This window comes from Pseudomonas alkylphenolica (assembly GCF_004025535.1).
Taxonomy (GTDB): domain Bacteria; phylum Pseudomonadota; class Gammaproteobacteria; order Pseudomonadales; family Pseudomonadaceae; genus Aquipseudomonas; species Aquipseudomonas alkylphenolica_A.
The window spans coordinates 45,935-53,538 of the sequence record NZ_QJRG01000050.1; the positions used below are offsets into that span (position 1 = coordinate 45,935).

At 62.7% G+C, this 7,604-nt stretch carries 7 protein-coding genes and 1 pseudogene; 7 read left to right on the forward strand and 1 reads right to left on the reverse strand.

Translation table 11 applies throughout. The annotated features are described in order from the left end of the window. The first annotated feature begins 75 nt into the window (after positions 1–75). On the forward strand, positions 76–435 hold the full coding sequence (locus DM813_RS27115) for a DUF3302 domain-containing protein (protein WP_128326486.1): 360 nt from the start codon (positions 76–78) through the stop codon (positions 433–435). 3 nt (positions 436–438) lie between these two features. Beyond that, positions 439–1,398 carry an HlyD family secretion protein gene (locus tag DM813_RS27120; protein WP_128326487.1) on the forward strand — a complete coding sequence of 320 codons (960 nt, stop codon included), beginning with the start codon at positions 439–441 and terminating at the stop codon, positions 1,396–1,398. Between the two features lie 87 nt (positions 1,399–1,485). On the opposite strand, the gene DM813_RS27125 is transcribed toward DM813_RS27120, so the two are convergent. Next, positions 1,486–2,301, reverse strand: a complete 816-nt coding sequence (locus tag DM813_RS27125; protein ID WP_128326488.1) for a DNA-binding transcriptional regulator — start codon at positions 2,299–2,301, stop codon at positions 1,486–1,488. 338 nt (positions 2,302–2,639) lie between these two features. On the opposite strand from DM813_RS27125, the gene DM813_RS27130 reads away from it, so the two are divergent. The 5 genes and pseudogenes from DM813_RS27130 to mhpF form a co-directional block, all read left to right on the forward strand. Then, on the forward strand, positions 2,640–4,301 hold the full coding sequence (locus tag DM813_RS27130; RefSeq protein ID WP_128326489.1) for a bifunctional 3-(3-hydroxy-phenyl)propionate/3-hydroxycinnamic acid hydroxylase: 1,662 nt from the start codon (positions 2,640–2,642) through the stop codon (positions 4,299–4,301). 1 nt (position 4,302) lies between these two features. Then, the gene (gene mhpB, locus DM813_RS27135; RefSeq protein ID WP_128326490.1) at positions 4,303–5,265 is read left to right on the forward strand and encodes a 3-carboxyethylcatechol 2,3-dioxygenase; all 963 of its coding nucleotides are present in this window, start codon (positions 4,303–4,305) and stop codon (positions 5,263–5,265) included. Position 5,266: 1 nt separating this feature from the next. Next, positions 5,267–6,136: an alpha/beta fold hydrolase gene (locus DM813_RS27140; protein ID WP_128326491.1), complete on the forward strand. Its 870-nt coding sequence runs from the start codon at positions 5,267–5,269 to the stop codon at positions 6,134–6,136. A 28-nt stretch (positions 6,137–6,164) separates the two neighbouring features. After that, positions 6,165–6,959 carry a 2-keto-4-pentenoate hydratase gene (gene mhpD, locus DM813_RS27145; protein ID WP_128326492.1) on the forward strand — a complete coding sequence of 265 codons (795 nt, stop codon included), beginning with the start codon at positions 6,165–6,167 and terminating at the stop codon, positions 6,957–6,959. A gap of 32 nt (positions 6,960–6,991) precedes the next feature. Next, positions 6,992–7,604: pseudogene (gene mhpF, locus DM813_RS27150) on the forward strand (acetaldehyde dehydrogenase); the annotation flags it as partial.

A 7,604-nucleotide genomic window follows, 5' to 3' on the forward strand; every position in this document is an offset into this window, starting at 1 on the left:
GCGAAATCGCCCGCTGTGTCGGCATGGTTTGGCTAGACTCAAGCCATTGCCATCACCTCGAAAGCCGGAGCGGTCATGCTTGATTACTTTGCGTTAGGCGTGTTGATTTTTGTCGGGTTGGTTCTGTTCTACGGCATCATCGTACTGCACGACATCCCCTATGAGATTGCGGTACACCGCAACCACCCTCATCAAGATGCGATTCATGCCACCGGCTGGGTGAGTCTGTTCACCCTGCATGCGTTGTGGCCGTTCCTGTGGATCTGGGCAATGCTCTACCGCGAGGACCGCGGCTGGGGCATCGGTACCGGTGGTGCGCAAAGCCCGGTGGCGGACCTGCAGCGCCAGATACTCGAACTACAGCATCGTATTGAACACCTGGAGGCCGGACAGCCCAGGCCGGGGAACAACCATGACGCGGGCGGAGGGATCTGACCCATGGACCTGCTACTGATCCTGACTTACGCCTCAATCTGTGTTGCCATCTTCAAGATTTTCCGCATCCCGCTGAACAAATGGACCGTGCCGACCGCTGTACTGGGCGGCGTGATCCTGATCGGTGCGCTGATCTTCACCATGAACTACAACCATCCTTATTCGGAGGTGGCGCGTTCTTACTTTGTTTCGGTACCGGTGGTCCCGGTGGTTACCGGCAAAGTCATCGAAGTGCCGGTTATGGGCAACCACCCTCTGGAAAAAGGCGATGTGCTATTTCGTATTGATCCTGCGCCGTTCGAGTTCAAGCTCAAGTCGCTCAAGGCCCAGCAGACAGCCGCCAAGGGTGACCTGTACAGGATCAGCGAGTTGATCAAGCGCAACTTCGGCACACGCCGCGAGCTTGAGCAAGCCATGTCGCGCGTTGACGACCTGGAAGCGCAAATCGACAATGCCCAGTTCGAACTGGATAACACCGTAGTTCGTGCACCCAGCAAAGGCTATGTCACTCACGTTTCGTTGCGCCCGGGGATGATGGCGACCCGCCTGCCGTTGCGCCCCTCGATGGTGTTCATTCCCCTGGAAGGCCAGTATTTCGCAGCATGGATGCGCCAGAACAGCCTGTTGCGTCTGGTCGTTGGCGATGACGCGGAAGTCGCGTTTGACGGCATTCCCGGCAAGGTCTTCAGTGGTAAGGTGAAAACGGTCATCGAGGCCATCGGCGAAGGGCAGGTGCAGCCGTCCGGCACCATGATCAGCTACACCGGATCGCCGCCACCGGGGCGGGTGCCGGTGATTATCGAAATCACCGACCCGGCCTTTGAACCCTACCGTGACCAGATGCCAGGCGGTGCCTACGGCCAGGCGGCGGTCTACAGCAAGCATTTCGAACACGTCGGGGTGATGCGCAAGATTCTTTTGCGCATGGCAGCGTGGATGAACTACATCTTCCCGTTCCATTGAGGTACGTTTTTCGCGGGTGAACCCGCTCCCACAGTTGAGATCTGCACCGACCCTGTGGGAACGGGTTTACCCGCGAAATAGCCTCGCCTAGGGGAGTTCAGGCAGCACTTCGGCCGGCTCATTGGCCTCCTGCTCGATACGTTGCGCCGTGCGTTGCAACGCTGGCAGGTAGCGGGCAACGGCTTGCTCGATGGTCATCGCCTTGGCCACATAGACCAGGTTCAAACACCCCAGCAACTGCTGCTTGCCGTGGATCGGCACGGCAATCGAGGCGATCTTTTCTTCCTGTACCCAGGCCGCGTAATTCTCGCCATAACCCCGATGGCGGGTTTTACGCAGCAGGTTGTCCAGCGCCACCGGGTCGCGTGCTAGGCGGCTGTCTTCATCGTCACGGCTGGCCAGCAACTCGATGATCCGCTCACGCTCAGCCTCCGGGCAAAAGGCCAGGTACGCAAGACCGGTGGCGGTCATCAGGATCGGCAGGCGCCGCCCGACAATGGAACGATGAAACGACAGCCGGCTGAAGCGGTGGGTCGACTCGCGTACCACCATGCTGTCGACATCCAGGGTGCACAGGTCTGTCGGCCACACCACTTCCTGCAGCAACTCGGCCAGCAGCGGCGCGGCGAGGGCGGAAATCCACAGGTCGTCGCGAAAACCTTCGCTCAACTCACGCACCTTCAGGCACAAGCCAAAGCTGTCATTGGACTCACTCCTGCGCACATAGCCCTCATCCTGCAAGGTCTCAAGCAAGCGCCGCACGGTGGTGCGATGCAGGCCGGTCAGCTCGGCCAGCTGACTGGGTGTGGCGCCGCCACTGAGTCGATTCAGCGTGTTCAACAGTTGCAGACCGCGCGTCAGTCCCCGCACGGTTTTGTACTCGGACTCGCCGCCAGTGCTCATAAATCACCAAAAAACTAATTAAAACAATGATGTGCACTTAGTGCACAACAAGGGTGTTTTTCATTGTAGGGCAAGAAACGCCATTCATATACTAGGCCCAACAATAACGACGACCCTTCGGGGAGACCTCCCATGAACCATGCCTGCGCCCTCTACATGCCCGATGCTCCGCCTGAGCGGCATGCCTGGTAATTCCTGCAACGCCTGAGCAGGAACACCGCTCTCTCAACTTATGAATCGCTGTCATCCCTGCGTTGCGCTCAACGCCGAGGGTTGGCCCCGGCTTGCCTGAATACGGCCGGCCGGGTGGCGTGACGCTGCTGCAAATGGTGAAAACAATGAAAACGACTCCATCTCATCCTACAGATCACACCGCTCAGGTCGTAGTGCTCGGCGCCGGCCCGGTCGGCCTGTCGATTGCCAACTACCTCGGCCAGGTCGGCATCGACGTGCTGGTGGTCGAGAAGCTCGACCAGTTGATCGACTACCCGCGCGCCATCGGCATCGACGACGAGTCGCTGCGCGCCGTGCAGGCGCTGGGCCTGGTCGATCAGGTGCTGCCGCACACCACGCCGTGGCACGCCATGCGTTTTCTGACCCCCAAGGGCCGTTGCTTCGCCGATATCCAGCCAATGACCGATGAATTCGGCTGGTCGCGACGCAATGCCTTCATTCAGCCGCAGGTCGATGCCGTGCTGTTCAAAGGCCTGCAGCGCTTTGGCAATGTGCGCACGCTGTTCAGCCGTGACGTGACTGAGTTCAGCCAGGATGCAGAGGGCGTGACCCTGTATGTGGACGGCCCTGGCGGCGTGCGCGAATCGATTCGCGCCGGTTACCTGGTGGCCTGTGACGGCGGCAACAGCTACATCCGCCGCACGCTGGACATCGCTTTCGACGGCAAGACTGCGCCCAACCAGTGGATTGTGGTCGACATCGCCAATGACCCGCTGGGTACGCCGCATGTCTACATGTGCTGCGACCCGGTGCGCCCGTACGTCTCCGCCGCGCTGCCACATGGTGTGCGCCGTTTCGAATTCATGGTGATGCCGGGCGAGACCGAAGCCGAACTAAGCAAGCCGGAAAACATGCGCAAGCTGATGGCCAAGGTGCTGCCTGACCCGGACAACGTCGAGCTGATCCGCAGCCGTGTCTACACCCACAACGCCCGCCTGGCGGGCGAGTTCCGCAAGCAACGTATCCTGCTGGCCGGCGATGCCGCGCACATCATGCCGGTGTGGCAAGGGCAGGGGTACAACAGCGGCATGCGCGACGCCAGCAACCTCGCCTGGAAGCTCGCGCTGGTGGTCAAGGGCCTGGCCGGCGACGGCCTGCTCGACACCTACGAGCAGGAGCGTCGTGACCACGCCAAGGCGATGATCAACCTGTCGGTGATGGCTGGCCATGTACTGGCGCCGCCGAAGCGCTGGCAGGGTACCTTGCGTGACGGGATTTCCTGGTTGCTCAACTACCTGCCACCGGTCAAACGCTACTTCCTTGAAATGCGCTTCAAGCCGATGCCGCAGTACACCAGCGGTGCCTTGGTGGCCAGCGCCCCGGCAATCGCCAACTCGCCGGTGGGGCGCATGTTCATCCAGCCCAAGGTGCTGACGGACGAAGGGCACCACGTGCTGCTCGACGATGTGATCGGCAGCAATTTCGCCATCATCGCCTGGGGCAGCGATCCGACCTGGGGTTTGACGGCCGAGCAATTGGCGTTCTGGCAGCGCCTGGGCACGCGTTTCATTCAAGTGCTGCCAGACGTACAGATGCGCGCCGAGCGGGAGGTTGCCGAGGGCGTGATTCGTGTCGGCGACAGCAGCGGCAGGCTCAAGGAATGGTTCGGTCGCCACCCGGTCTCCATCGCCTTGATACGCCCCGACCGCTTCGTCGCTGCGGTGGCGATTCCGCAAACTGTCGGCAAGGCCTGTGATGCACTGGCCCATGCACTGCGCGCCACGCCGATGCCGGTGGCCCAGCCCGTTGCCAGCAAGGTGGCTTGAGATGAGCGCCTTGGTGCAATGCCTGTCCCATACCCCATTGGTGGGCTACGTCGACCCGGCGCCTGCTGTGCTGGACGAAGTCGAGGGTGTCGTCGCCCGTGCAAGGGCGCAGATCGAAGCGTTTGCGCCGGAGCTGGTGATCCTCTTTGCCCCGGATCACTACAACGGTTTCTTCTATGACGTGATGCCGTCGTTCTGCATCGGCATGGCGGCCCGGGCGATTGGTGATTTCGATACCGCCGCAGGCCCCTTCGATGTGCCCAAGGCGCAGGCCGAGGGCTGCGCCAGCGCGGTGCTTGATGCCGGTGTGGACGCAGCAGTGTCTTATTGCATGCAGGTCGACCATGGCTTTGCCCAGCCACTGGAACTGCTGCTCGGTGGCATTGATCGCTGCCCGGTGATCCCGGTGTTCATCAACTCGGTGGCGGTGCCGTTGCCGAGTTTCCAGCGCGCACGCTTGCTGGGCGAGGCCATCGGCCGTTATGCCAGCACCCTGGACAAGCGCGTGCTGTTTATCGGCTCCGGTGGCCTGTCGCACCAGCCGCCGGTGCCGGAACTGGCCCATGTCGATGCCCGTATGGCCGACCGCCTGATGGGCAGTGGCCGTGATCTGCCGGCCGACGAGCGCGAAGCGCGCCAGCAGCGCGTCATTCAGGCGGCCCGGCGTTTTGTCGAAGACCAGGGCTCCCTACATCCGCTGAACCCGGCCTGGGACCAGGGGTTCCTGGACACCTTGGCCTGCGGCCGTATCAGTGACCTCGACAGCCTGGGTAATGCCGAGCTGTCGGCGCTGGCCGGCAAGTCCACCCATGAAGTGAAAACCTGGGTCGCCGCGTTCGCTGCGCTGTCGGCGTTCGGCCCCTATCAAGCCTGCGACCGCTACTACCGCCCGATCCCCGAGTGGATCGCCGGGTTTGGCGCGCTCGCAGCCCGCCCTGAATGCTCACCGTTGAAGGAAGCCTGACATGACGACTGTCACTGCTGTACCGACCGAAGCCTCCACCAGCCGTTTCGCCCGTATCAGCGAAGGCGACCTCGACCTGCAACTGCACTACAACGATATCGGCCAGGGCGCCGAAACCGTGGTGATGCTGCACGGCTCCGGCCCTGGCGCTAGTGGCTGGGCCAACTTCAACCGTAACATCGAGCCGCTGACCGACGCCGGCTACCGGGTGATCCTGATGGACTGCCCGGGCTGGAGCAAAAGCGACCCGATCGTCTGCACCGGCTCGCGCTCGGACCTCAACGCCCGTGCCCTCAAAGGCCTGCTGGACGTGCTGGACCTGGACCGCGTGCACCTGATCGGCAACTCGATGGGCGGCCACAGCGCCGTGGCCTTCGCGTTGGCCAACCCACAACGGGTCGGCAAGCTGGTGTTGATGGGCGGCGGTACCGGTGGAGCGAGCCCGTTCGCGCCGATGCCGACCGAGGGCATCAAGTTGCTCAACGGCCTGTACCGCGAGCCGACCATCGACAACCTGAAGAAGATGATGACCGTCTTCGTTTTCGATGCCAGCAGCCTCACCGATGCGCTGTACCAGACCCGTCTGGACAACATGCTCGCGCGCCGCGACCACCTGGACAACTTCGTTGCCAGCCTGGCGGCCAACCCCAAGCAGTTCCCTGACTTCAGCCCGCGCCTGGGCGAAATCAGCGCGCAGACCCTGATCGTCTGGGGCCGCGATGACCGTTTCGTGCCGATGGATGCTGGCCTGCGCCTGCTGGCGGGCTTGCCCAACGCCCATCTGCACGTGTTCAACCGCTGTGGCCACTGGGCCCAGTGGGAGCACGCGGACGCCTTCAACCGCATGGTGCTGGACTTCCTCACCCATTGAGCGGTGTGAACTTATTTCGAGGTAGACAATGAGCATTTCCCCCCAGACCCTGGACCAGTTGGCCGCCGCCCTGCGTCAGGCCGAGGTGTCCGCACAGGCCATCGCACCGTTGCGCGAGCTGATCGGTGAAGGCAACGACGAGGCTGCCTACGCGATCCAGCGCCTCAACGTCGCTCATGCCGTGGCCGGCGGCCGCCGTGTGGTCGGGCGCAAGATCGGCCTGACCAATCCCAAGGTGCAGGCCCAGCTTGGCGTCGACCAGCCGGATTTCGGCACCCTGTTTGCCGACATGTGCTACGGCGACAACGAAGTAGTGCCGTTCAACCGCGTGCTGCAACCGAAGATCGAGGCGGAGATTGCCCTGGTACTGGAGCGCGACCTGCCGGGCATCGACACCACGTTCGCTGACGTATTGGGCGCAACCGGCTGGGTGCTGCCGGCGCTGGAAATTGTTGGCAGCCGCGTACAGAACTGGAACATCCGTTTTGTCGATACCGTGGCCGACAACGCCTCCAGCGGTTGCTACGTGCTCGGCGGCCCGGCCCGTCGCATCGATGGCCTGGACCTGCGCAACGCCAACATGCGCATGACCCGCAACGGTGAAGCCGTTTCCACAGGCAGCGGTGCCCAGTGCCTGGGCCACCCGCTCAACGCCGCCGTGTGGCTGGCGCGGACCATGGCGCGCCTGGGCGAGCCGCTTAAGGCCGGCGATGTGATTCTCACCGGGGCGCTGGGGCCGATGGCCGCCGTGGCCGCGGGAGATCGCTTCGAGGCCGACATCGAGGGCATCGGCCAGGTAGCAGTCGAGTTCAGTGTCGAGTAATCGGCGACGTGCGTGCAGACAAGGTAAACACCATGAAAAAACTAAAAGTCGCCATCATCGGTTCCGGCAACATCGGCACCGACCTGATGATCAAGATCCTGCGTAACGCGCAGCACCTGGAAATGTCGGTGATGGTCGGTATCGACCCGGCGTCCGATGGCCTGGCACGCGCTGCACGGATGGGCGTGGCCACGACCCACGAAGGCGTAGAAGGCCTGACCCGTCTGCCAGCGTTTGCCGACATCGACTTCGTCTTCGATGCCACCAGCGCCGGCGCCCACGTCAAGAACGACGCGTTCCTGCGTTCGATCAAGCCGGGCATCCGTCTGATCGACCTGACCCCGGCAGCCATCGGCCCGTACTGCGTGCCGGTGGTCAACCTGGAGCAGAACCTCGGCCAGCTCAACGTCAACATGGTTACCTGCGGCGGCCAGGCGACCATCCCGATGGTCGCGGCGGTGTCACGCGTGGCCAAGGTGCATTACGCCGAGATCATTGCCTCGATCGCGTCGAAGTCTGCCGGACCCGGCACCCGCGCCAACATTGACGAGTTCACCGAAACCACCAGCAAGGCCATCGAAGTGATTGGTGGGGCTGCGAAGGGCAAGGCGATCATCATCATGAACCCGGCCGAGCCGCCGCTGA

Bases quoted from the DNA above. Each gene is read 5' to 3' on its own strand.
- DM813_RS27140 (WP_128326491.1), top strand. From the start codon at position 5,267: ATGACGACTGTCACTGCTGTACCGACCGAAGCCTCCACCAGCCGTTTC.
- DM813_RS27120 (WP_128326487.1), top strand. From the start codon at position 439: ATGGACCTGCTACTGATCCTGACTTACGCCTCAATCTGTGTTGCCATC.
- DM813_RS27125 (WP_128326488.1), bottom strand. From the start codon at position 2,301: ATGAGCACTGGCGGCGAGTCCGAGTACAAAACCGTGCGGGGACTGACG.
- DM813_RS27130 (WP_128326489.1), top strand. From the start codon at position 2,640: ATGAAAACGACTCCATCTCATCCTACAGATCACACCGCTCAGGTCGTA.
- mhpD (WP_128326492.1), top strand. From the start codon at position 6,165: ATGAGCATTTCCCCCCAGACCCTGGACCAGTTGGCCGCCGCCCTGCGT.
- DM813_RS27115 (WP_128326486.1), top strand. From the start codon at position 76: ATGCTTGATTACTTTGCGTTAGGCGTGTTGATTTTTGTCGGGTTGGTT.
- mhpB (WP_128326490.1), top strand. From the start codon at position 4,303: ATGAGCGCCTTGGTGCAATGCCTGTCCCATACCCCATTGGTGGGCTAC.